This window comes from Nostoc sp. (genome assembly GCF_036919595.1).
Lineage (GTDB): Bacteria > Cyanobacteriota > Cyanobacteriia > Cyanobacteriales > Nostocaceae > Nostoc.
Window position 1 is genome coordinate 39,422 of record NZ_JBALCO010000064.1, and the last position, 23,893, is coordinate 63,314.

The 23,893-nt window shown below is 41.5% G+C and carries 20 protein-coding genes; 8 read left to right on the plus strand and 12 right to left on the minus strand.

The annotated features are described in order from the left end of the window. Positions 1-289: 289 nt before the first annotated feature. Together V7K21_RS08435 and V7K21_RS08440 are read left to right on the plus strand one after the other, a co-directional pair. The gene (locus tag V7K21_RS08435; protein ID WP_335173261.1) at positions 290-1,063 is read left to right on the plus strand and encodes a methyltransferase domain-containing protein; all 774 of its coding nucleotides are present in this window, start codon (positions 290-292) and stop codon (positions 1,061-1,063) included. 41 nt (positions 1,064-1,104) lie between these two features. Beyond that, positions 1,105-1,653, plus strand: a complete 549-nt coding sequence (locus V7K21_RS08440; protein ID WP_335173263.1) for a hypothetical protein — start codon at positions 1,105-1,107, stop codon at positions 1,651-1,653. Positions 1,654-1,743: 90 nt separating this feature from the next. On the opposite strand, the gene V7K21_RS08445 is transcribed toward V7K21_RS08440, so the two are convergent. Beyond that, complete coding sequence (locus V7K21_RS08445; protein ID WP_335173265.1) at positions 1,744-2,904, minus strand: extracellular solute-binding protein; 1,161 nt, start codon at positions 2,902-2,904, stop codon at positions 1,744-1,746. 356 nt (positions 2,905-3,260) lie between these two features. Here V7K21_RS08445 and V7K21_RS08450 point away from each other — a divergent pair, with 356 nt between their 5' ends. Beyond that, on the plus strand, positions 3,261-3,632 hold the full coding sequence (locus V7K21_RS08450; RefSeq protein ID WP_335173267.1) for a hypothetical protein: 372 nt from the start codon (positions 3,261-3,263) through the stop codon (positions 3,630-3,632). A 472-nt stretch (positions 3,633-4,104) separates the two neighbouring features. Here the strand turns inward: V7K21_RS08450 and cobT are convergent, their stop codons facing one another. From cobT to V7K21_RS08465, 3 genes are all read right to left on the minus strand, one after another. After that, a complete protein-coding gene (gene cobT, locus V7K21_RS08455) occupies positions 4,105-5,298 on the minus strand; it encodes a nicotinate mononucleotide-dependent phosphoribosyltransferase CobT (protein ID WP_335173269.1) in 1,194 nt (397 codons plus the stop codon). A 69-nt stretch (positions 5,299-5,367) separates the two neighbouring features. Beyond that, positions 5,368-6,105, minus strand: coding sequence for a DUF2232 domain-containing protein (locus V7K21_RS08460; protein WP_335173271.1), 738 nt, complete (start codon positions 6,103-6,105; stop codon positions 5,368-5,370). Positions 6,106-6,115: 10 nt separating this feature from the next. Further along, entirely contained in the window at positions 6,116-6,817 is a 702-nt protein-coding gene (locus V7K21_RS08465) for a Crp/Fnr family transcriptional regulator (RefSeq protein ID WP_335173273.1), read from the minus strand. Between the two features lie 557 nt (positions 6,818-7,374). Here V7K21_RS08465 and V7K21_RS08470 point away from each other — a divergent pair. Further along, on the plus strand, positions 7,375-11,412 hold the full coding sequence (locus V7K21_RS08470) for a hypothetical protein (protein ID WP_335173275.1): 4,038 nt from the start codon (positions 7,375-7,377) through the stop codon (positions 11,410-11,412). A gap of 358 nt (positions 11,413-11,770) precedes the next feature. Next, complete coding sequence (locus V7K21_RS08475) at positions 11,771-12,484, plus strand: sugar transferase (protein WP_335173277.1); 714 nt, start codon at positions 11,771-11,773, stop codon at positions 12,482-12,484. 21 nt (positions 12,485-12,505) lie between these two features. Here V7K21_RS08475 and V7K21_RS08480 read toward each other — a convergent pair whose 3' ends face one another. The 7 genes from V7K21_RS08480 to V7K21_RS08510 form a co-directional block, all read right to left on the minus strand. Then, on the minus strand, positions 12,506-13,342 hold the full coding sequence (locus V7K21_RS08480; RefSeq protein ID WP_335173279.1) for a carbohydrate ABC transporter permease: 837 nt from the start codon (positions 13,340-13,342) through the stop codon (positions 12,506-12,508). Between the two features lie 129 nt (positions 13,343-13,471). Next, on the minus strand, positions 13,472-13,750 hold the full coding sequence (locus tag V7K21_RS08485; RefSeq protein ID WP_335173281.1) for a hypothetical protein: 279 nt from the start codon (positions 13,748-13,750) through the stop codon (positions 13,472-13,474). 198 nt (positions 13,751-13,948) lie between these two features. Beyond that, positions 13,949-14,524 (minus strand): 5-formyltetrahydrofolate cyclo-ligase, encoded by a 576-nt coding sequence (locus V7K21_RS08490; RefSeq protein ID WP_335173283.1) that lies wholly within the window; start codon positions 14,522-14,524, stop codon positions 13,949-13,951. Between the two features lie 73 nt (positions 14,525-14,597). Further along, positions 14,598-15,542 carry a GDP-L-fucose synthase family protein gene (locus tag V7K21_RS08495; RefSeq protein ID WP_335173284.1) on the minus strand — a complete coding sequence of 315 codons (945 nt, stop codon included), beginning with the start codon at positions 15,540-15,542 and terminating at the stop codon, positions 14,598-14,600. 23 nt (positions 15,543-15,565) lie between these two features. Beyond that, positions 15,566-16,645 (minus strand): GDP-mannose 4,6-dehydratase, encoded by a 1,080-nt coding sequence (gmd, locus tag V7K21_RS08500; RefSeq protein WP_335173286.1) that lies wholly within the window; start codon positions 16,643-16,645, stop codon positions 15,566-15,568. A 520-nt stretch (positions 16,646-17,165) separates the two neighbouring features. Continuing rightward, positions 17,166-17,924: a sugar transferase gene (locus tag V7K21_RS08505; RefSeq protein ID WP_335173432.1), complete on the minus strand. Its 759-nt coding sequence runs from the start codon at positions 17,922-17,924 to the stop codon at positions 17,166-17,168. Positions 17,925-18,023: 99 nt separating this feature from the next. Continuing rightward, positions 18,024-19,178: a glycosyltransferase gene (locus V7K21_RS08510; RefSeq protein ID WP_335173291.1), complete on the minus strand. Its 1,155-nt coding sequence runs from the start codon at positions 19,176-19,178 to the stop codon at positions 18,024-18,026. Between the two features lie 136 nt (positions 19,179-19,314). Here V7K21_RS08510 and V7K21_RS08515 point away from each other — a divergent pair, with 136 nt between their 5' ends. From V7K21_RS08515 to V7K21_RS08525, 3 genes are all read left to right on the plus strand, one after another. Next, positions 19,315-19,449, plus strand: a complete 135-nt coding sequence (locus V7K21_RS08515) for a hypothetical protein (protein WP_335173293.1) — start codon at positions 19,315-19,317, stop codon at positions 19,447-19,449. Between the two features lie 18 nt (positions 19,450-19,467). Further along, a complete protein-coding gene (locus tag V7K21_RS08520) occupies positions 19,468-20,406 on the plus strand; it encodes an NAD-dependent epimerase/dehydratase family protein (protein WP_335173294.1) in 939 nt (312 codons plus the stop codon). A gap of 204 nt (positions 20,407-20,610) precedes the next feature. Further along, positions 20,611-21,516: an SMP-30/gluconolactonase/LRE family protein gene (locus V7K21_RS08525; RefSeq protein WP_335173296.1), complete on the plus strand. Its 906-nt coding sequence runs from the start codon at positions 20,611-20,613 to the stop codon at positions 21,514-21,516. A 34-nt stretch (positions 21,517-21,550) separates the two neighbouring features. Here the strand turns inward: V7K21_RS08525 and V7K21_RS08530 are convergent, their stop codons facing one another. Beyond that, the gene (locus tag V7K21_RS08530) at positions 21,551-23,725 is read right to left on the minus strand and encodes a DEAD/DEAH box helicase (RefSeq protein WP_335173298.1); all 2,175 of its coding nucleotides are present in this window, start codon (positions 23,723-23,725) and stop codon (positions 21,551-21,553) included. Positions 23,726-23,893: the final 168 nt, after the last annotated feature.

The following is a 23,893-nucleotide window of genomic DNA, read 5'->3' on the forward strand; positions in this document are numbered from 1 at the left end:
TCCCAACCTTCCCTTCAATGTTCTGAACTACTCACGCCAGCAGGTAATTGGAATTGTGTTAAAGCTGCTGTGGAAAATGGGGTAGATGCGATTTACTTCGTTTAGATCGGTTTAACGCAAGAATGTAGGTACAAAATTTTACTAAGTCGGATATCTTTAAAATATTAGTTAAGGTGAAAATATATATTGGACATAAGCAAAAATCTTTTTTAGTGTGATGATTAGCCAATCATCCACCTCAAACATATGGTTGAAAATTGGCAAGCCAACAATCTGTACTTTTACAGTTATGCATAATATTTCCATACCCAATAATTGGAATACTGCCCTTTACCAAGACAAACACGCCTTCGTCTGGCAGTATGGCCAGGATTTACTAAAATTCCTCAACCCTAAACCAGGAGAATCCATTTTGGATCTTGGCTGTGGTACTGGACAACTCACAGAAAAAATTGCCCAAGCTGGGGCTGAAGTAATGGGAGTTGATCATGCAGCCACGATGATCGAGAAGGCAAGACAAAACTATCCCCATATCCGCTTTGATGTTGCTGATGCTAGGAACTTTCAAGTAGACAAGCCATTGGATGCTGTATTTTCCAACGCTGTACTACATTGGGTGAAAGAAGCAGATAGTGCGATCGCTTCCATACATCAATCCCTAAAACCCGGAGGGCGTTTTGTCGCAGAATTTGGTGGTAAGGGGAATATACAGGCGATCGTCAAAGCTTTGGAAAGCGCCTTAGAACCATTTAATATTTCTGCACAAACCCTAAATCCTTGGTATTTCCCTAGTATTGGTGAATACGCCACCTTACTAGAACAGCAAGGCTTTGATGTCATTCATGCCATGCTTTTTGCTCGTCCAACTCCTTTAGCAGAAGGAGAAGCAGGTATGGCAAACTGGATTGGGATGTTCGCCGGTAGTTTTTTAACAGGGCTTTCTAGTGAGCAACAAATACAAGTAATTCGCGTCGTTGAAGAATATCTTAAGCCAACACTATATCAACAAGGAACTTGGATAGCAGACTATCGAAGAATTCGCATCGTTGCCATTAAACTTTAAAATGTACGAATTTTTACTAATATCTTAATTATGAATTAGTTATGCATATACCTAAATTGTGCGATGCCTGCGGCGGGCTGCGCCAACGCCAGACATGGTTTTCATTACTACTAGCCATTAGCCTCACCACTTTATTAGTCCCGCCCTCACAAGCGCAAACCCCCACAATACCATCGCCTTCTAATGCGCCTCTAGAACTAGACTTATTAACCAAGCCCAAAGACCATGTAATCACAGCTAACACCATAAACCCAGAACGATTAACCGTTCCTAGCTTATGGTGGGCACAAGAAAACTTTGAGAGAAAGCTATTGGATAATTGGATAGCATATCCAGCTTCTGAAAAAGAACCTGCACGAGTAGACTTGATTGTGAATCAGCAAATTTGGAGCTTACTAGACACTATAGAGCGCTACGACTTCGTAAATCGCTTGGGTAGCACTGCAAGGAACTTTGGTTACAACGTCCGGGTATTTAATTATCAAAAAGAACCACTTGCAACCTACACTTGCAACTTTAGTATAAGTCCAGCTTTATGCACTATCCAAACGAGTATTAAGAACAAGATCGGGTTAGAGCGTTCACTCTAGTAATTTGAAAGTTTAGATTTTAGATTTTGGATTAAATTTCAATCAAAAATTGTCAATCCAAAATCTAAAATTGAATTGCCCAATTCCCAATTAAACCTTAATTTTGGCGAATAAAGACTGGTATTGTTTTATTGTTGATGAGTCTAAGAAGGGAAGCAAAAATTCGCTTTTATCAAAAACTTTGCGATTGCTCTCTAAAATACTCCATAATGCTTCTTGGATATCGGAAGCGGCAATATTTGTAGAAACTGGCGAATTACTTTTGGTCAGCACCGAAATTTGTTTAGCTGTGTCTGTTTGCCAACAAAAATTAATCCATTTATCTGAGAAAGTACTCTTAGTAGTAATACCTGCGGGACGTACCCACAAGTCTGCCCAAATTGCTGTTCCTGACTGGGGAATAACTGCACCAAGTTGCGGATAACGTCCCAAAACTGGCAATACATCGCTTGACCAACCAACCGCTAGCCAAGTGTCTCCCATAATTAGAGGTTCTAAGTAGTTATTGGAACTGTAGAACTTCACCTGTTGGTTTAATTTCTTTAATTCCTTTTCCAAGTCTGGTACTTGGTCAAGATTCTCTGTATTATAAGATTTTCCTAGCTTCTTTAAAACCAAACCAATAACTTCTCGTGGTTGATTAAGTAGGGAAATCTTCTGATGCACTCCATCTTGCCACAAATCACTCCAATCTTTAGGCGTCCATCCCAATTTTTGCAACTTGTCACGGTTATAAACAATCACCGTGCTACCCCACCGATAAGGCGCACCCCACACCTTCCCTTGAGTATTCAAGTAACCTTTATCGTTGCGCGTTACCAGTTCTTGCCACCTTTTATCTAAAGCAGACCACTGCTCTAGGTTTCCCTGTACATTTTGGAGTGGTTGAATCAATTTCTGCTCAATAGCTGCTTTTAGCCAGTAATCTCCCAATGTCACTAAGTCTACATCAGCCGCTTTTTGATCTTGCCTAAAGGGTATAAAACGTTTCCATCCCTGCTCATCAGTGGCTTTTGGTTTCTGCTGCCAATCTTGTAATTGCCGAAATAAATCCTGTATCTGCTCGACTGGAGCAAACTTTAACTGCACCTGTTGCTGCAAACCTTTGTGGAACTGATTCACCACCTGACCAGGTATAGAACCTTTTAATAACTGTACTTTTAGTTGCGTTTGCTTGTTTCCACCACAGCCAAAAAGTAGTTGTGAAAGTGCCAGTGTACTTGTACCTAGCAAAAAAGACCGTCGATCCATTGATTTTGGATTTGAGATTTTTGATTATACCTAATATTAAGCAGAGATTCACCAAAGGCTGACTAGCTGAAAAAGTGGAGTTGGAAAATTATCGGTATTTTTTGTTGGTAATACGGATAAATCTGAATATTTGACCCAAATTAGCGGGTTATCCGGCAAATAACTGCCTAAAGATTAATTTTTCTCCATAAATTTCCTTAGTAGTACTTTTAGTAAATATTTACTTATATTTAGAAGTATTGATTTAAATGTCACATTTTCCCCAAAAATTATCAATACTTAAATAATTCATAAGTATTGTTAAGATTGGGAGTAAATTGAATAACATATAGAAAATGTACGGATAAAGGTATTAAATGGAGCTATTACAGCAGCAGATCCTGACTTTAAGCAAAAAACTGGATGCCCTGTGCCAAGTAATTGAGCAGCTTGATGGTAAAGTCACTCAAGCTTTCTCAGAGTGTTCTTTAGCGAATACACAAGCAAAGGATAATTATCAGGAAAATGACGTGCCTGGAGCCTACCAGTTCAAAGGACGTATCAGCTTAAATCCAGAAATGGAACACAAGGATGTATTGACAGATGGCATTTATCTAGACATGCATCGTCAATGTGGAGATAACATAACACCAGAAATTCAAATACAACGACTGACAGCACAATTAACAGCAGCATACAATCGCATTGCTGCTTTAGAAGAACAATTACTCAGAGAGAGAATTCATTAAATTTAACCTAAGTTTAACGAATTAAAAAATGGCTGGAGGTAGGGAACGCAAGCCTTTAGGTTCAATGTCGAGTCATGGCTTTGTGGGCATATATTAAGTATAAGCAACTAATCTAGCTACCAAATTGATAAAAAAGTTAAACACACTATTACATATATCTACGTAATAGTGTGATATATCTACTTATAAGCTTTTAGTGAATACCTCACTATAAAACAAAAAAAACAACCCTAAGACTGGTGTCGTTAGGATGTTGTATGGTTCAAAAACCAAGATTTTCTTATTAATCTGCGTTTTTATCATCAATGTTTTTGGCATCTACTGATCAAATTGGTTGATGACAAGCCAGACAGCTTTCGCAAAAATTGATTTGCAACCTGCTCCTACTCAACCGTTAGGCTATTACGAGGAAAGCTCCGCTTATAACTTCGGTGAGGGCGCAGAGCCTTGCCTTTGATTAATTCGCTACGAATTAATCAAATGCTGTACTTAGCCGTTCAAGTTGGGCTTCAATCGCTGCCAAAAGTTGGCTTTGCTGCCAATCTTGGCTAAGATGGGCGGCTATACAAGCGGCTCCAGCACCCATACCTTCTTTTACAAAGCCCTGCTCATAAGCTCTCAGTTGGGGATAACGAGAATCAGCAAAGCTCAGATGAGTTGCTAATAGGGGAGGGGTTCCTCCACTCTGAGTTAAGCTACCTTTTCCTAAATCGAGGGCTAAGTCAACCGTAGCCCCAGTAGGGTCTTCTGCCACCCAGCGGGTTGTACCTACAACTACTGCTTCTGGTTGCCATGATAAGGCGTAAGCTTGAGCGATCGCACTTATCAGCGCATAAACCGCCAGCATTTGCGTCCCACCAGCAAGCATTACACCACAACTACGACTAGCAGCGATCGCCATCCCAGCTACCACTACCTGCATGGGATCACCCACAGCGGCGACGAGTTTTAGAGGATCTACAGAATTTTTGATTTGAGGTCGCACCAAAGGTGCGCTGACAGCGCAACTTGGATTCTGGATTGGAGATTGGAAGTTTATCTCTCCCTGCTCCAGCCCAGTTTGCACTAGTGCCCACTTTTGCGCGTGGTTACAAACAGGGTGGCTACTGTTAACTTTTCCGGCAGCTTCTATACCCAAACCAGTTAAAATTGCCAGGGCAGTTGTAGTGCCTCCAACGACGCACTCACCGACAATCAGATACCCCTGTTTGATATTGGTAGCAAGACGTTCTCCCCAAAGTAGCCCTTGTTCAAACAAATGGTATACCGTTGTGATTTCCATAGCAGCACCTCCACTTAAACATCTAGCAGGAGCGCCACCCAAATCAATTATTGGCACAGCAGGAGGCTGGGGTAAACCAGCATTAAACAAATGAACTGGTATCTTTAGTGACTCAAAGACAGCGCGAGAAATCAATACAGGTGAAGCCCCAGCCGCTAATGGTGGTAGGGGATATTGCGGCTTATGTTCTGGGCCGTAATACAAAAACTCGGCATCGGCACAAGCAGTATATTTTCGATCCTCTGGAGTGCGACCAGCCGCTGAAATCCCCGGAATTAAACCAGTTTCAGTAAATCCTAAAACACAGGCAAATACGGGTAGACAACCACGATACCGTCGTAGCCATTCTTCACCCTGTTCTTCTTGGGTATAAATACTAATCATTTAAAAAGTTAGGAGTTAAGAGTTGTGAGTTAGGAGTTTAATTCATAACTCCTAACTCACAACTGGTCACTATCCTTCATAATCCATGAGGACTTGTACCCAGCGTGGTGGACGGGGAATGGGGTTGCCCAGGCGGTCAAAAAGAAACGATGCTGCCAGGTGTACCACAAAAAGGTAGATAAAGTTGTTGAGTACAATTAGAGCGATCGCTCCCACTTGAATCAAAAATACACTGGGACTCGCCAACAAACTTAGCTTCAAAAATACCCACTCAATGAATTCAGTCACCTGAGTAATCACATAAATCCACAGGTCTTCACCTGACAAAACAGACAGCAACCACAGCCTAAAAAAGACTCCCACAGTACCCAACAGTGTACCCAAAGTGATAGAAACAATCCAAGGAACACGACGATACCACGTCGCCCCCAAAAGCACGCCCATGAACCCATAGGGCATGACAAACAGCAAACTGCGGGCTGGCCCCATCAGTACTGTAAGCAGTAACCCAGAGGTAAGTGCTGCCATCCATGCTGCACGCTTGCCCCAACGCAGATAAACTAGAGCGATCGGCACCGGAAAAAATATCCGTAAAACTGGGCCTAAGGGAAAATAGAAATTAATAAACCAAATCAAGCTAGCGGTACTGGCTAAAAATGCCGTTTCCACCATCCTCAAGGGCGCATCAGCCTTGAGTTGAGGAGGCGTTAATTGCTGTTCTTTGTCTAACCAATGATTGCGGGGAGTTGGAGATTCAGGAGATGGATCTTCCTGCGGCTCATCTGGCAGAGAATCTAAAATACTCATATCTGGTACTTTACACTATCATTCTTTCCAAGGCTGACAAATCGGGAATACAAATATTGTCTTGATCCCGTTTAATCAACCCTTTTTTTTCTAGCCTTGTCAATACTCGTGTCACCGTTTCCCGCGCCAGTCCGCTCAAACTACTCAATTCCCGATGAGGTAAATTGGGGATTTCGGTTCCTGTTTGCCCTTTTTTTCCCTGTCCTTCTGCCAAAAATAGCAACGTATCTGCCACTCTTGACTGGCTATCAGATTCCCGCAACCGCAATCGGCGATTTACTTGCCGCAAACGTCGTGCCATTAGTTGCGCTAATCGAACTCCTGCCAAGGGTTCTATCTGAAGTAACTTGATAAAATCCTGAGCAGGCATACTGCCAATTACCGTCGGGGCCAAGGTAATCACATCTGTCGATCGAGGTACTTCATCTAGCGCCGCCATTTCACCAAACAATTCCCCTTTGCCAAGAATATTCAGCGTTACCTCTTTTCCTTCCAGATTGTAAGTGCGAATTTTTACCCATCCGTCCATAATAAAATACACAGAACCACCCCAGTCATTTTCCAGTAGAATCACCTGATTGGTCGGGTGAGTGCGGGTGACAAGATGGATGAGGGCTGATTCCACAGCAGTTTTTGGCAACCCTTGAAAAAAGGGAGCCGATGTGATCATCCAGGGATGAGCCTGTGCTTGCAAGCTATATCGGTCTTCCATTATGACATCTTTATTCAAGCTGCTATGTACACACAACAAACAAGAGCGCCATTTTCTAGCCTAAGCTATCATTGCACAGCCCCCTTTCAAAGGGAAAACCAACTATGCTACATAAGAAAGCGACAAGAACGTTTTTATAAATAATCTTTACCTATAAGTTTAAATGGGGTAAAAGTTTTGCAAAAAGTAGTTTATAGCCGGCGGTTGTATTGCTTAGGGGCTAGCTGCACTGCAAACTTGATTAGTTAAGAATATAGGCAAACAACATTAATGATACTAAAGGGAGTAAATTATTGCTCAGGTATTTTAGGGATTTTCAAAAATAGGCAACCTAATGATTTGCAAAACTAAGCTTTTTAAACAAATGCTGACTGAAGATTGCCACGACTCTCAGTAATCCATAACATAATGACAGTCACAAATCCAAGCAACGGCTTTTGCCACTCAAAACTTCTCCTATGGTCGATGCTGCGCGTAGCAAGATCCCCACAGGGGTACGGTGATTGGAAAGTAATTGTTACATTAGTTGACATACATTTTTAGGTAAGGTGATAAAAGTGACTTCCAGTGCAGATGAAATTCAAAAGCTGATCGCAGACATTGACAACTTACTTACCAGCGGTGGTAAGCGCCTGTCTAGATTTCTGCCTGGTCAGATGCAAGAGCCTAAAGAGGTTTTGGAACGAATTCGCAACTTCTTGGTGAGGCTACAAGAAAAAGAGGCATTAGAGAGCGGCGTCCCAAATCAGTCTTCTGAAGAACCGCGTTCGCCCTTGGCGTTGGCAAAGCTATCGCCTTTATTAACAAAATTTATTGATCATGATTATAACCAGTATCCACTACCACCGCTCGAATTCAGTCAGGAAGAGAGCACTCTTGGGGCAGGACAATTAAAAAGTGAATTTTCGAGCTTGATAGAGCCATTGCGATCGGAATTAGAATTGCTCTTGCAAGAGCGAACCACTCTCATCCAGGAAATTCGCCAGCTAGAACAAAAGCGTTTGCAAAACTACTCTCTAGCGCAGCAGTTGACAAACCAGGAGCAAATAATTACCGAGTTTTTACAGGTACTCATGAGTCGCCTTGTGCCAACTTTAACGCCACTGATAGCACAAACGGGGGAAAATTCCACCAGTTCTTTAGGAGGAATTAATCACGCAACCTCTGGAACTCAACCTTTATTAGAATCCCCAGACCGTGTGCAGCAATTAACCCAGCTGGCCAGAGAGTTGGATCAACGTTTATTATCGCTAGACGGGACGGTAAATGTAGTCTTTGAGGCACTACAGCGCAACATTAATACTTATGACGAATCCCTGTCGCAAGCACTGGCAAGAATGCATAACAAGGGAATGCAAGGCGAACAGTTGATGGCTAGCTTTCTCAACAATTTCACCCAGCATTTGCAGCAACAATCCCCTAGTTCCCAGCCATCTTTCCTTGGGGGAGAATCTGAGACACCACCATCATTGGCAAACCCAGCCGAGATCAGTACTGAAGTTGCGCCCCAACCCTTGGAGCTGATCCAGCCAGAAACTTCATCTTCACTCACAATTAATTCTGAGCAACAGGATACTACCCTCACAGAGGATTTAGATGCAGTGCTGTTGCAGCTTGGCTTAGACTCGTCTCAATCTTCTGAAACCCCGACCGAATTACCACAAGATATTTCTGCATTAATTGGTGATGAAGTAGACCAGCTTTACGCCAGTTTGTTTGGTACTGGTGATGTTAATAACCCAAGTCTTGAGGTTGTCACAAATGACTTATTTGCTTCCCCAGCCTCCCCATCAACGTTGAACATCGCTGAGAGTCCACCTGTGCCTCCAACCGCGGATTCTGCGGTTGTGACACCAGAAATGGATCTGTTGGATCTGAGCAATACTCACCCACAAACAACTCAACAGACTCCAGTAGAAACCACAAATTCATCAGAACCACTTTTTGAAGAAGATACTGACCAAGACTCGCCTCTTAGCAACTCTGTGCCACAAACAGAGAGTTCCTTGTTGCAACTTGACACTCAGCCAGCTAGTGTTGATACAATTAATACCCTAACTGAGCTATTGGCTGATGTAGCTAGTGATCAGCAACTGCCGGAAGTATCATCTTCTGTGGATAATGCCACAGCTACAGCACCAGTTACTCCAGAAGTAGCAGAAATTCCGTTAGCAAAGGCTACAGAAGGTATCGCCACATCGGAAGTATTAAATAACGATGAGCAGCCAGAACCGTTTTTAGATAACTACATTGCTGCTTCACCCCAAGAAAACTTACTTTCTTTAGAGTCAAACCAGGCTCGAATCTTACCTGATATTTCCTTAGATGAAGAACAGTTGCAACAATTAGATCGGGATTTGGCTAATTTTGATCAGCAGCTAAATTCTGAGTCGGAGCCAGCTATAAACTTGGATATTTTCTCCGAACTAATTGGTAAAACTCAAGACCCAATCCCCACAACTTCCCCTGAACCGCAAACAGAAAATATCCAAACAGCAGAAAACACCTCAACTGTTGCTTACTCCAGCTTGGCAGTTCCCCAGGTAGAAACTGAAAAAAAAAAGGAAGTTACAACTCCTGTTCAAGACAGTTCTTTACCTTCAATTTCCAACTCCATCACCAATCCAGAAGTTTCGTTTAATGTTCTAGAATCAGTTTGGTATTTAGGAATTGATTTAGGTACAACAGGAATTTCTGCCGCATTATTAAATCGCTCGACTTTTGTTGTACATCCTATCTACTGGTCAGCAGAAAATCAGCCAGGAACAAGTTCCTTCCAGCAATCATTTCGTTTACCAACAGAGGTTTATCTGCCTACAGCTTCTGTACCCCACGGAGAAAATGAAAGTATCGAAACACATGAGCAGATAGCACCTGCGGCTGTTGCTCAAGATAAAGTGCCTGACCACTCAGCTACCACTCCGGCAACACCTAGATCAACAGCAGATCCGACGAAAAATAATCTTTACTCGGCGCAATTGAAGCCCTATTTACAAGTAGCCATTCCCTACAAGAGTGAACGGCAAAAATGGGAACCTGTTTTACAATTAAATGAATTTTCGGCAGGGCCTTTGATTTGGGTTGTGCGATCGCTCTCTAAGCTACTATTAACCCTCAAATCCGATCAGACTAGTACCACCCCTAGTTTAATGGCTGCTGCTGTTGGGATCAGCGAACAAAATTTTCCGCAGATTATCAATAATATTGCTGGTGTGATTTGCACCTGCCCATCTAGCTGGTCGGAACAATACCGCTTCAACGTGCGGGAAGCTTTACTCACCAGCAAACTCATCCAACACCCGCAGCAAGTCTTTTTTGTGGAAGAAGCGATCGCTAGTCTACTCCCGGAACTTGATGCTACTAACGGTGAGCAAATAAAATTAAGCCAACATCAGGGTTCTCATCCAGCAAAAACCAGCGAACATCCCATTGTTGGCAACACCCTGGTGATTAACATTGGGACAACTGCCACAGAAATGTTACTGGTAGATATACCAGAAACATTGCTGCAATTGACATACAATGATTTCATGCTCCACAGTTTTGCCTATGCTGGCAAGGGAATTGAACAAGATATTATCTGTCAGCTGCTATTGCCACCGAAATCTCGGCAATCACGCCCCCAAACACAAAGCGATCGCAAAACTATTACTAGTAATCCTTGGCAATGGCAACCATCAATTCCCGGTTTAGACCAAATGCGTTGGCAGAGTTTAGGGTTGGAAGAATTAGAACTACCCAGAGTCGGCGAACCAGATATCACCGCTCGGATTCGCCTCCAACAGCGTCTAGAAAGTTCTCTGCTGGGACAGGCGGTATTGGATGCCGCACTTGCCCTAAAATTGATTTTGCAACACCAAGACTCTTTTACCCTGGAATTGGCCGATCATCAGTGGATTTTGCAGCGACGAGACTTAGAAAGCCAGGTATTTATCCCGTTTGTGCGCCGCCTGAACCGAGAACTCAATAAGTTATTGGTAGCTCGTGGCATCCCTACAGAAGCAATTAATCAAGCGATCCTGACTGGTGGAGTGGCTTGTGTTGGGACGGTAAACCGCTGGTTACGGCAAAAACTCCCCAACGCTAAGATTATTCAAGATTTATATCTCGGTGAAAACGGCGCTCCCAATTGTAGTCGGGTTGCTTATGGATTGGCGATGCTGCCTCTGCATCCCCAAATGTTAGATATACCCAGGCAACAATACACTGATTATTTCCTGTTTACAGAATTGCTGCGGCTGCTACCAGATCGACCCTTATCTTTTGGTGAAGTTATCCAGTTATTTGAGGGTCGCGGGATCAATACTCGCACTTGTCAGCAACGGCTGCTGGCTTTTTTGGAAGGTGAACTGCCTTCAGGTTTGATACCTTCAGTTACAGAATCAACCTGGCTCACTCACGGTTCACAAGAAAATCCTGACTATCAAGCGATCGCTACAGCCCCACTTTTTGAAAAACAAGGGAGTCTCACTTATCGTCCCAATTCCCAACAACTGTTGTCTTTGCGTCGCTACCTAGATGCGATCAAGGCTAGTAATCAGCAATCATTGGAGGAACCATATACGGTGAATTTTGCCTTAGAGGTTGATCATTGAGACTAAGAGATCACAGTGTAAATAAGGAAACTACTCAAAATTCAAAATGCTTACTTCACAAGCATTTTGAATTTTGAATTATACAAAGCGCTACTATTACTTTAGGACAGCCTGCTCTCTAAAAAATTTCCCAGCTACAACGCGTAATTTTCTGAGGAAATCTACTGTTTATTCGGAATTTACTGATTGTAAATCGTAGCAGTATTCTTTACGGAAAAATACTGGAAATTTATAATTCATCATCTTAATTGAAAGATTCTGTAAATTTTGAGTTTTCGGTTTTTATTTTGTTTGATTTTTGTGTATGTTAACACTCAGTAGAAATGGTCAAAGCAGTAAAAATCGCATTAAGAAAATTATGTCCATATCTACACATACTACTGATGCAAAAAGTCCTGTTGTAGATAAATTAGCCCTTGTGAATCACCTTTATCTTTATTCAGTTGATTGCTCACAACAGCCTTTACATCCTTCAACTGTAAGCATGGCTAAACGATTAATTGACATTATCGGAGCCATTGTGGGGCTGACAATTACATTTTTAATAGCAATTCCGGTAGCAATTGCTACCCTTATTCATGAACCAAGTCCAATATTTTATTCCCAAATGCGCTGCGGTTTGAACGGAAAAACTTTCCGGATATGGAAATTCCGTTCTATGATTGTCGATGCCGATAAACTCAAGCATTTGGTCGAAAACCAAGCTAAAGGTCACATCTTCAAATCTGTTGACGATCCTCGGATTACTCCTGTAGGTAAATTTTTGCGGCGTACTAGCTTGGACGAATTCCCCCAATTTTGGAATGTTCTAGTAGGGGACATGAGTTTAGTTGGTACTCGTCCACCGACTCCTGATGAAGTCACGCATTACGATCCACATCACTGGAATAGATTACGAGTCAAACCAGGTATTACCGGAGAATGGCAGGCTAATGGTCGTTCGAGCATCAAAGACTTTGAAATCATTGTCAAGATGGATATAGATTATCAACACAAGTGGTCTGTAACTTACGACTTGAGTCTGATTGTTAAAACTATCGGGGTAGTATTAAAAAAGACTGGTGCTTATTAATTTGTTGCTACTCGCACCTGTTTAACCCTTGACCCCACTACCAGTTTCCGTAGGTACAATGTAACGTTGTAAAAATATAAATAGTAATAATACTGGAGCGATCGCAATCACTGAACCAGCAGCTACCAACCGCCAGTCAAGGGAAAATGTACCGACTAGCTTTGCGACTCCCAAGGGAAGAGTGTATAAATTTTCGTCTTGGATGACAATTAAAGGCCACAAAAAGTCACTCCAAGCACCAATGAATACAAAAATAGCTAAAGTTACCAGTGCTGGACGAACTGCTGGTAACATCACATGCCACCATAAACCTAACTCGGAACTACCATCCATTCGGGCGGCTTCTTCTATTTCTTTGGGGACACTCATGAAAGCTTGGCGCAACAGAAAAATGCCAAAGGCAGAAGCTAAACTAGGAAAAATCATCCCTAAATAAGTATTGATCAAACCCAACTGGACTGTCAAAATATAGAGGGGAATCATCACGATTTGGAAGGGAATCATAATCGTGGAGATGATCGCCACAAAAATCCAGTCTCGCCCGACGAACGACAATCTTGCCAACGGATAGGCAGCTAAAGCGCAAAACAGCAGATTTAAGCCCACAGTCAGCACTGACACCAAAGTACTGTTATACAGGTATTGTCCAAAAGGTAGAGAGTTCCATACAGTAAAAAAGTTATTTAGTGTTGGTGAGGTAGGCAACAACTGTGGCGGCGACTGAAAAATATTTTCCGTAGGCGATTTTAAGGCTGTGCTAATTAGCCATAGTAAAGGAAAGAGCATCACCAGTGCGATCGCTCCCAATAGCGCATACATTAGCAGAATTTGCGATCGTGATTTTTTCCAGTTCAGCATTTGATTAATAACCTAAATCCTCTAAACCTACTATTTTGCGCTTAAAGACTTACAATTAAAAGAGAAAAAATGATTGGTTAAATTAATTCACCTAATTCTGTTATGGAATTTATTCACATATTAATATCATTAAGTTTCTTCACTTTCTGAACTCCCTAATTCTTCCAGAATATCAAAAAAGTCATTCATTATTTTGGCGTCACGTTCTTTTACATTACTCCAGGTTTGACTATTATGAATGATATCTTGTGCTTCATAATAAGAAATATCCAAAGCATTTTTTAAAACTTTAATTGATTCTGCTTTTGAATAATTACTCAATCTCAAGAACTTAATAACAGATTCTTTATCTGCGGATTCAGTGAACATATTATTCAGTTTTTCAGTTAGTTCATTATCTTTATTCATAGTTGGTCTCCAATTGAGAATAGGCATTGTGTTATATAAATTAAATATTTATCATATTTTTAGGGCAAGGGTCTGAGCCTGTTTTTTGTTGAGTTTGGAGGCTAGTTGCTACCTCGTCGATGATTGCTTGTTGCTTAGTAGTAGATGTTGGATTAGTCATAAAACATTTGATGATGTGTCTTCATTACCCTGAATCCTTCAGCCTTTTTGAGTAAATCCTATTTCCGTAGAAACAGCTTGTAGTGGTTTATCCCAAGGCTCAAACGGTATTTCGGACAAATAGGCAAAATCAAAGACAATTCCGATAGTCGGCTTTGTCTGCCACTGCGGTAAACTGAGCAAGCGATCATAATATCCGCCGCCATAACCCAAACGATATCCTTGATAGTCGCAAGCTACACTGGGGACGAGAATCAAATCCACTTCAGCCGGATCTAATATTGGAGCATCGGGGTGCGGTTCAGGGATGCCATAAGCGCCGCTTTGGAGAGAATCTTCAGGTGCCCAAATATGCCAACATAGGGATTTATCAACGCAGCGAGGAAATCCCCAACGGTATTTGCTGTTTGCAAATAGTGGACTGAGATCAGGTTCTTGCCGAAAACTGAAATAAGCAAGTATTGTTTTTGCTTGGGTAAACAAAGTAGAGTTTTGTAAATGAGAGCAAATGCGATCGCTTTTTTCTCCCCACTCTTCGACGGACATTAATTGACGTGTTTTGAGTAGAGTGCGGCGTAGTTCTGCTTTATTTATTTGATGATTAACTTTATCCATGAAAATTTATAGCGTCAAACAAATAAGCTGGGCATCGCCCAGCTTATACCACCCTACATTCACCAGTACATCGTTATGCAGCGTGTTGACGATACCACTCAATCGTATTCTTTAACCCTTCCTCAAAGCCCACCTGAGCCGTGAAATTAAAGGCTTGCTTTGCCCGTTCAGTATCTAAACGGCGGCGGGGTTGACCATTAGGCTTATCAGTTTGCCAGACAATTTCACCCTTAAACTCCATCAATTCACAGATTTGAGTTACTAAATTGAGGATGGAGATTTCATCACCTGTTCCCAAGTTAACTGGTTCCGATTCGTTATAAAATTCAGTCCCCATAACAATCCCCCGCGCTGCATCTTCTGAATACAGAAACTCACGGGTGGGACTACCATCACCCCAAACTGGAAGTTGCTTTTCTCCCTTAATTTGTGCTTCATGAACTTTGCGAACTAATGCTGGAATGACGTGGGAACTTCCAGTGTCAAAGTTATCTTCTGGGCCATATAAATTCACTGGCAGTAGGTAAATCCCATTAAAATTGTACTGCTGACGGTAAGATTGCAATTGGACTAAAAGCGCTTTTTTAGCAATTCCATAGGGGGCATTGGTTTCCTCTGGGTAGCCATTCCAAAGATCATCTTCTTTGAATGGCACTGGAGTGAATTTAGGATAGGCGCAGATTGTGCCAACACAAACAAATTTTTGTACTCCAGCTTGATAAGCAGCGTGAATTAGCTGGGTTCCCATGATCAAGTTATCGTAGAACAACTCTGCGGGTTTTTCGCGGTTCAGACCGATGCCACCAACATGAGCTGCTAAGTGGATAATTATGTCTTGTTGGTCAACTGCACGTTGGCTATTTTCCCAGACACGCAGATCACAATCGCGCGATCGCACTATTGTAATCTTCTCACGATCAGCCCCTGCTTTACCCAGTTGATCTATCACCTGACGACCTAGAAACCCTGACCCACCAGTGACAATAATGCGTTTATTTTTTAATTCTAAGGCGGTCATATTTTTATCCTCTGTGGTGTAAATCAGAAGTGCAAAGCGCCCAGTTGTTGACGAATAGTCGCAATATCATTTGGAAATTGCGAACCATTTCCATTGGGTGAAGTGTGACCCAATGCTTGTAAATCTGCTTCTACCATTAAGGAAACTAGTTCTTCAAAGGTTACTGATGGTGTCCAGCCCAACTTCTGCCGTGCTTTGGTAGAATCGCCAATCAATAACTCTACCTCAGATGGACGGAGGTAACGTTCATCAAACTCTACATAATCTTGCCAATTGAGATTTACGTAACTAAATGCCAGTTCCAAAAACTCCCGCACCGAGTGGGTTTCACCAGTAGCAATTACGTAATCGTCTGGCTGGTCTTTCTGCACCATCAACCACATTGCTTTGACGTAATCCTTCGCATAGCCCCAATCTCGCTTGGCATCTAGATTACCCATGTAAATTTTTTTCTGCTTCCCAGCAACGATACCAGCCACCGCTCTAGTAATTTTGCGGGTTACAAAGGTTTCACCCCGCCTTGGTGACTCGTGGTTAAAAAGTATGCCATTACAAGCAAACAAACTATAGGATTCACGATAATTTACAGTTTGCCAGTGGGCATAAACTTTCGCACACGCATACGGACTGCGGGGATAAAAGGGTGTTGTCTCAGTTTGAGGTACTGCTTGTACTAAACCGTACATTTCAGAAGAACCCGCCTGGTAAAATCGCACCTGAATTCCAGTACGCTGTTGGTAGTCCCGAATTGCTTCTAACAGACGCAGTGTCCCCATTCCTACAGCATCTACTGTGTATTCTGGTGAATCAAAGCTGACTCTGACATGGGATTGAGCGCCCAGGTTGTAAATTTCTACTGGCTTGACGTCTTCTAAAATCCGCCGCAACGTCGTACCATCCGTCAAGTCACCATAATGAAGAAACAACCGCACTCCGTCTTTGTGGGGGTCTTCGTAAATGTGATCGATGCGGTCTGTGTTGAAAGTAGAAGTCCGGCGAATAATGCCATGAACCTCATAACCTTGTTCCAGCAAAAACTCACTCAGATATGAACCATCTTGACCAGTAATACCAGTAATCAACGCTCGCTTCTGTTGCGTCATCCTCAATTATCCCTTATCGTCTTTGATTAAAAAGTTACAGTCAATCTTATACAACCTAGCAGCTAATTGCTGAATTGCCTAATGGGAAACATACTATTTCTTGTTATTAGAAGACTTTTTCCATAAATAAATATACTTAATAAAAATTAATTTAACATGTTATATCAAGCTTAAATAGATGAAGGTTGTTTAATTATGTGTATTTTTTCTTTTACCAAATAGATGAAGATTCTTTAAAGATTCTGTATTGTATACGTTGTTTTTTGTCAAAACTTCATATATCTCTAGTTTTGTGAAGACTGAATAAAATAAATATTTTAAATTAAACTTTATTTTGGCAAAAATCTGAATAAGAGCAAAAAAAGTTACAGATGAACATTAAGAGAAGTCTGAGTTAGGTAGAAAAGCATAAATATAGATAGATAACTATATAAACAAAATGAACAGTAATTTAGTTTTACGGCAAGAATTGGTACTTAGGGGCATTAACTGTCCCACAGAATCGACCCTAAGTACTTACTCAGTATGCCCCGTTATTTTTGGGCAGAATGACTACATCAACAGTTTTCAAGATAATCCATAAATCAAGCCAGAAATTCCTAAATTTGACATAATGCAGGTCTATTTGGACTCGCCGAGGGTAAGGAATGTCATTACGTCCAGACACCTGCCACAAACCAGTAATTCCTGGACGGATTGTTAAGATCTCATCAATGTGACAACCGTATTTTGGCAGTTCTTCTGCTACTAAAGGTCGGGGACCGACTACACTCATGTCCCCTTTTAGAACGTTCCAGAACTGGGGAAATTCGTCTAAGCTAGTAATTCGCAAAAATCGACCAATTTTGGTAATCCTGGGGTCTTGTTTCAGCTTAAAACTGCTTTCAAATTCTTGTCGCAACTGGGGCGATGTTTCCATCATTTGCATGAGGATTTCGTCGGCATTGCTCACCATTGTTCGGAATTTAATACAATTAAACGCCTTGTAATTTTTCCCTACCCGTTCCTGGACATAAAAAATTGGACCTTCTGAGCTGAGAGCAATCAGCAAGGCCAAGATTAAGTAGACGGGGAAGAACAAAATTAACACCAACAGCGAAAACATTATATCGAACAGTCGTTTGGCAAACTCTCCGTTTAAACCCTGAAAAGAGAAACCTTTGGGTTTAACTTTTGGCGTCTTTGTTTTTTGACCGCGTTTTAAGAAAGTACGCGTAGACCCTCTAGTGTCTTGCCGTACGCCTCGCTTGCCGGAGAGGAGTGAGCTCTGGGCAGTCATCATACTCCTTAATAATCCACACCACACATAGTCCCAATATTAAAGCCAAAATGAGGTTCTTCTGGGGGGAAATTGCCAAAAGCCCAAAAAAATAAGACATTAACCAAGACCATCATTCTGAAAACGGTCTTTTTCGTTGCACTTGTTTACAAAATCTAGATAACGATCTGCAAAGATTTGCGGTGAGAACTGCGCGGCGTGCGATTGCATATACTCGGAACTGAACAAACCTTCATACATTTCAAACTTTTCTACTGCCTCCACTAAAGCCGCCTCTGTTTGCGTCTTGAAGAATATACCTGTCCCTGTATCCACATAAGAGCGGATATCTCGCACTGTTTCTAAAGCACCTCCTGCACCGTAGGCAATCACTGGTGTGCCACAGGCCTGTGCTTCCACTAAGGCAATACCAAAATCTTCACAAGCTGCATACACAAAAGCCTTAGCCCTAGACATATATTTTTTTACCACATTATCGGGTTGCCATCCCAGTATTTGGATATTAGAGTTTGCCATCTTGCGAATTTTTTTCATTTCATCTCCTGTACCAATGACTACTAACGGTCGTTTTAGTTGATTAAAAGCCTTGACAATCAACGATACTTGCTTGTAACTCACTAATCGGGAAACTGTCAGGTAAAAGTCCTCTTTTTCAGACAGAAATGGAAATTCCGCAATATTTACTGGTGGGTAAATGACTGTTGCTTCTCGCCGATAGCAACGCCAAATCCGCCGAGCTGTATGCTGCGAGTTGGCAATGAAGTAATCAACTCGATTCGCACTCAATACATCCCACTGACGCAAACGATGTAATAAATATCGTGTCACCCACCCAGGCAAACCACTACCCACTTTGCTATGGCGCAGATAATCAAAGGTCAAGTCCCAGGCATACCGCATAGGGCTGTGACAGTAGCAAATATGCACCTGTTCAGGAGTGGTAAGGATTCCTTTGGCGACAGCGTGGGATGAAGACAAAATTATGTCATAATGCCGCAAATCAAGTTGTTCAATTGCCAAAGGCCACATTGGCAAGTATTTTTGTATACCGTTGCGGGCATAGGGAAAGTTCTGGAGAAACGTCTTGCCAATCTGACGCTTATATAAATAACTTTCTCTATTGCTGGATTCAAAATCGATGAGGGCATACAAATCAGCATCAATATGATTCAAAATTTCTCGGACAACGAGTTCTGAACCACCGGTGGCTTTGGGTGTCAGCCACTCATGAACCAGAGCATATTTCAAGGGCACAGCTAACTTGAATAAATGGAAAATACGAAGGTCAACTTGATCAGGTTAACTGAAAAGTTTTCCCTTGCGATTAATTAACGGGAGGCGCCCCAGATTAGCACATAAGACGCAATTTTTCCCTTAGGGTTCCAGATGGATGCTGCAACCTGATAACCTCAAATTGGGGATTGGGCATTGGGGATTGGGGATTGGGGATTGGGAATTTTTATTCTTCTTTTGCCCTTCTGCCTTTTCCCCAGTCACCAGTTCCCAATCCTTTGACGACAACTGACATAGGAATGGGGAATTTATGCGAATTCTAATTATGGGTGGTACTCGGTTCATTGGTGTCTATTTGACTCAACTACTAGTAGAACAAGGACACGAGGTGGTGCTATTCAATCGTGGGAATCGGCCAGCACCTTCTTTAGAGGGAGTAGGACAAATTATAGGCGATCGCACGGATGCTACCCAATTAAAAGCAAAATTATCACAAGAAAATTTTGATGTCATTTTTGACAATAACGGACGGGAACTTACTGATACTCAACCATTAGCAGAAATTTTTCAATACCGAGTGCAACATTTTGTGTATATGAGTTCTGCGGGAGTGTATCTCAAATCTGACCAACTGCCCCATGTAGAAGGTGATCCAGTAGATCCCAAAAGTCGCCACAAGGGTAAACATGAAACAGAAGCTTATCTGACTCAATTGGGATTGCCCTTTACCTCTATTCGTCCTACTTATATTTACGGTCCTAGTAATTATAATGAGTTGGAAGGCTGGTTTTTTGACAGAATTGTGCGTGATCGCCCCATTCCTATCCCCGGAAATGGCTTGCATATCACGCAGCTAGGTCATGTAAAAGACTTGGCAAAAGCTTTGACTCAGGTTTTGGGTAATGAACAGGCCATAGGACAGATTTATAATATCTCTGGCGATCGCTTTGTCACTTTTAATGGTTTAGCCCGTGCTAGCGCTGTAGCTGCTGGTAAATCACCTGATGCTGTAAAAATCGTCCATTACGACCCAAAAAAGTTTGATTTCGGCAAGCGCAAAGCTTTTCCGATGCGGGTGCAGCATTTCTTTGCTTCGGTGAACAAAGCGCAAACAGAATTAAACTGGCATCCTGAATATGATTTAATTTCTGGGTTACAAGACTCTCTGGAAAATGATTATTTAGGTAATGCAAAAGACAAAGCCGAAGTAGATTTCTCTGTAGATGAGGAGATTTTACAAGCTGTTTAACAACAAGATTCCCGACTTCTCTAAAAAGTCGGGAATCTGAGCCTTAGTCAAAATCAAGAATCTTTTCTTTCCTTTTGGAAAAATGCAATTCATCACGTCTTTAGTTTTTACTTGAATAGGAAGGAAAATTTTTTCTTGTTGTCTATTAGTCGGCAAACCTTTTTTAACACATTGCGTCAATGCCACTGAAATTATTTTCTGTAAATGGTATTATTAGTTGATAAAATGAACGAGTTGCAATATCCACTCCAGAATGTTCTAGAAGCCCGTGCCCGCTTAGGTGAAGGCCCCATCTGGGACTCTAGCCAAAACCTACTGTACTGGGTCGATGTTTATAACCATCGGGTGCATCAGTTTCATCCTGCCACGGGAAAAAACAGCTTTTTTGATGTCGGAGATGTCGTCGGTGCGATCGCAACAGCAGGTGCAGATAGATTAATTATGGCGCTGCGTGATCATCTGGTATTCCTCAACACCCATACAGGTGTAGTTACCCCTATTTTGGAAATTGAAGGAAATCTGCCAAATAATCGCTTTAATGATGGCAAATGCGACTCTCAAGGCCGCTTTTGGTTTGGCTCAATGTCTTCTTTGGAAAAACCTCATGCTAGCCTCTACCGCTATGACAATGATGGTTCATTGCATGTGATGGAAACGGGATTGACTGTCTCTAATGGTCTGGGGTGGAGTCCTGACGAAAAGACGTTTTACTTGACAGATTCTCCCCACCATAAAATATACGCTTACGACTTTAATTCAGTAACAGGAAATATTAGTAATCGCCGTATTTGTGTTGATTTAACTAATGAATCCTTCTACCCGGATGGGTTGACAATAGACAGTGAAGGACATATCTGGTCAGCTATGTGGGATGGATGGTGTGTGATTCGTTTCAACACCAAAGGTGAAGAAATGTTGCGGCTCAATTTACCTGTGCAATTGCCAACCAGCTGTACTTTTGGCGGCAAGGATTTGCAAACACTTTACATTACCACTGCTTCAGTTGGACTCAGCCAAGCAGAGATTGAAAAAAGTTTTTCCTCTGGTGATTTGTTTGCTCTCCAAACTGATGTTACTGGATTACCTACTTATGGTTTTCAAGAATTATAGCAATTTTCAGTTAATTAAAGCATTGTACTATTGTTTATTCTCTCCACAGTGCCACTTGCTGTTTGAGTTCTCTCATATCTAAATAATCGCTAGCAAAAGCTTTTCGTAAAAGTGGATGAGGAATAAATTGATCATACTTTTGAATTTCCGGTGCTTCTGAAGTACTGAGTAAATCTTCTGGGCTAATTCTTTGCTCACACAAGGAAGCAATTTCACGATAAAGATATTTAAATTTATCCTTACCTAACTTAATTGTCAAATAATAAGGATTTACTCCGCCAATAGTGATAATTTCCAACGATTCTCGACAGTAAGAGTTGAGTAATCTTTCTAAGGTGCGATAAGCAACTGTACCCATCCAGGGAAAAATGCAGCATTTACCTTTTTCCAATTGCAATATATTTTGTTTATCTAATCCAACTTGCTGCATTAATTGGCGAACTTTACCTAAACGTTGCAAAGCATTTTTTTGCAAATAGCTGTACTCGACATTTTCAAATAGAACTTGCTGCATTCGTTGTAAAATTTTGGTATGAATAGTGCCACCACTACCACGCCAATAAATTCTAGCTTTCCCCTCGGCTTGTTTAACAAAAATAGCCTTCTTTTTAAAGTCAAGTTCTACGACTTCCCAAGTTCTCCCAGCTAAAGCAAATTGATTGCCAACAGCAGGCGGCGTGACGATACTACCAATTTCTGTTGCACCTTGCTTAACAATATATTCTTGCTGTTCAGCAAAGACAGCATAAAACTGAAATTTTCTCACAACCTTTTCTCCTGCCAAACCCAGGATTAATTTACCTTGTTCAGTATGCTGAATATGACCAATATCAATTAAATAGCGGAGCAATAATTGGAAGTTTTCTTTGGAAATAGCAGCAAAGCTTGACAGACTAAAAATTTGTTTAGCTAGGGCATTAGGTGAAATTTCCCCTGCTGCTGTTAAAATACTCATTGTTTGGTGATAAAGCAAACTCAAAGGGTATTTAATCGGTCTAATTGGTTCAATCCATTGCTCCTCTAAATAAAGTTGAATGATAGCGATAGACTGCAAAAGTTGCCACGGTATTTGCTCTGGTAGAGAAGCTTCTGATAATGGTTTCTCTTCAGCACAGATAAAGTGCATATCGGCAGCTTCACCTCTTCTGCCACTACGTCCTAAGCGCTGTAAAAAGCTAGCTACAGACAAGGGTGATTCTAACTGAATAATTCGCTCTAAATGACCGATATCTATGCCTAATTCTAAAGTCAGAGTGGCGGCAGTAACAGCTGGATTGTTGGGTTCACGCATCGCATTTTCAGCTGCTTGCCGCAAGCTAGCAGATATACTCCCATGATGCACGTGATATATATCTGGTAGTTTTTGTTCTGTGGCAATTTGTCGCAAAGATGCGATTACAGATTCGGTTTGTGTCCGATTATTAGCAAATATCAGACATTTGCGAGATTTGCTGAGGTTGAAAATATATTGTTCATAAGCTGTTGTTTCTGATTCATATACTTCATCAGTAATATAAAAATGTTCTACAGCTAATTTGATTTGGCGTTTTATCCCGTCAATTTGCGGTGTAATTACTGGCTTCTCTGTCCCAGAACGCAACCACTCTTCAGCTATTGAGTAATCACCAAGAGTTGCCGATAAACCAATACGGCGCGGTTGTTTTTGCGTCAATTTTGCTAAACGTTGTAATTGGCAAATAATTTGACAACCGCGTTCTGAACCCATAAAGGCATGAATTTCATCAATGATTACAAATCTTAAATCACCAAATAAGTGAAGTAGGTCGTTATTTTTGTTGATTAACAAACTTTCTAGAGATTCTGGTGTAATTTGGAGAATGCCTTGAGGATTCTTTAAAAGCTTGTTTTTTCGACTTTGAGAAACATCACCATGCCAGCGCCAAACTGGAATACCTGCTTCTTTGAGTAAGTCGTTGAGACGCTCAAATTGATCATTAATTAAAGCTTTTATTGGACTAATATATAGTGCTCCGACAGTTGCAGCAGGGTTAGCATGTAATAAAGTCAAAACTGGCAGAAAGGCTGCTTCTGTTTTACCCGCAGCAGTTGCAGCAGTAACTAGCAAATGAGCATCAGTGTCAAATATAACTTGACAAGCGGCAATTTGAACTGGCCGCAATTCAGTCCACTGGTGATGATAAATATATTCTTGGATAAAGGGTGCAAGTCGGCTAAAGGCATCGCTCATATTTTTTATGAATAATTGTTAGCGATGTGAGCGTTAAAGAATCGCTCACATCGCTGTAAGATGTGATGGACAATTAGATGAATCTCTGAAGTAAGTGGTATTTTGGAAAATTTTGCCGATTTTTACTCCTATTGACTCAAGACAGATTAAGATTCATAAACCAAACTT

Bases quoted from the DNA above. Each gene is read 5' to 3' on its own strand.
- V7K21_RS08520 (WP_335173294.1), top strand. From the start codon at position 19,468: ATGCGAATTCTAATTATGGGTGGTACTCGGTTCATTGGTGTCTATTTG.
- V7K21_RS08475 (WP_335173277.1), top strand. From the start codon at position 11,771: ATGTCCATATCTACACATACTACTGATGCAAAAAGTCCTGTTGTAGAT.
- V7K21_RS08460 (WP_335173271.1), bottom strand. From the start codon at position 6,105: ATGAGTATTTTAGATTCTCTGCCAGATGAGCCGCAGGAAGATCCATCT.
- cobT (WP_335173269.1), bottom strand. From the start codon at position 5,298: ATGATTAGTATTTATACCCAAGAAGAACAGGGTGAAGAATGGCTACGA.
- V7K21_RS08530 (WP_335173298.1), bottom strand. From the start codon at position 23,725: ATGAGCGATGCCTTTAGCCGACTTGCACCCTTTATCCAAGAATATATT.
- V7K21_RS08440 (WP_335173263.1), top strand. From the start codon at position 1,105: ATGCATATACCTAAATTGTGCGATGCCTGCGGCGGGCTGCGCCAACGC.
- V7K21_RS08495 (WP_335173284.1), bottom strand. From the start codon at position 15,542: ATGACCGCCTTAGAATTAAAAAATAAACGCATTATTGTCACTGGTGGG.
- V7K21_RS08450 (WP_335173267.1), top strand. From the start codon at position 3,261: ATGGAGCTATTACAGCAGCAGATCCTGACTTTAAGCAAAAAACTGGAT.
- V7K21_RS08465 (WP_335173273.1), bottom strand. From the start codon at position 6,817: ATGGAAGACCGATATAGCTTGCAAGCACAGGCTCATCCCTGGATGATC.
- V7K21_RS08435 (WP_335173261.1), top strand. From the start codon at position 290: ATGCATAATATTTCCATACCCAATAATTGGAATACTGCCCTTTACCAA.
- V7K21_RS08490 (WP_335173283.1), bottom strand. From the start codon at position 14,524: ATGGATAAAGTTAATCATCAAATAAATAAAGCAGAACTACGCCGCACT.
- V7K21_RS08485 (WP_335173281.1), bottom strand. From the start codon at position 13,750: ATGAATAAAGATAATGAACTAACTGAAAAACTGAATAATATGTTCACT.
- gmd (WP_335173286.1), bottom strand. From the start codon at position 16,645: ATGACGCAACAGAAGCGAGCGTTGATTACTGGTATTACTGGTCAAGAT.
- V7K21_RS08525 (WP_335173296.1), top strand. From the start codon at position 20,611: ATGGTATTATTAGTTGATAAAATGAACGAGTTGCAATATCCACTCCAG.
- V7K21_RS08505 (WP_335173432.1), bottom strand. From the start codon at position 17,924: ATGACTGCCCAGAGCTCACTCCTCTCCGGCAAGCGAGGCGTACGGCAA.
- V7K21_RS08515 (WP_335173293.1), top strand. From the start codon at position 19,315: ATGCTGCAACCTGATAACCTCAAATTGGGGATTGGGCATTGGGGATTG.
- V7K21_RS08480 (WP_335173279.1), bottom strand. From the start codon at position 13,342: ATGCTGAACTGGAAAAAATCACGATCGCAAATTCTGCTAATGTATGCG.
- V7K21_RS08445 (WP_335173265.1), bottom strand. From the start codon at position 2,904: ATGGATCGACGGTCTTTTTTGCTAGGTACAAGTACACTGGCACTTTCA.